This is a genomic window from Bacillus sp. mrc49 (assembly GCF_002803435.1).
In genome coordinates, this window is sequence record NZ_PHNG01000408.1 from 1 (window position 1) to 311 (window position 311).

Annotated in this window: 1 protein-coding gene; it reads left to right on the plus strand. The window is 44.1% G+C overall.

What is annotated here, in order from left to right; all coding sequences use genetic code 11:
* Window positions 1-55: 55 nt before the first annotated feature.
* Window positions 56-311, plus strand: a 256-nt coding sequence (locus CVN76_RS02530; protein ID WP_157805485.1) for an HTH domain-containing protein, incomplete at its 3' end; no start/stop codon positions are given.

Genomic DNA, 311 nt, shown 5'->3' on the forward strand with positions numbered 1-311 from the left:
ATTCGATAAGATCGGCCATTCTATGGTAGAATGTTTATCATAAAGAGGTGAATGAATGATGGAAAGAAAGAAATTACTCGGGGAAGAAAGACGGACGAAACTTTTACATATATTGCAAACAAGCCCAGAGCCCGTTACTGGCAGCGAACTTTCGCAAATGACGAATGTAAGCCGCCAAGTCATCGTTGGCGATATAACGCTTCTGAAAGCACGGAATGAACCGATCATTGCCACGAGCCAAGGCTATATGTTCTTACCAACCGAAAGCACAAAAAAGCCCGAAAGGATCATCGCTTGCAGATCGGAAGAGC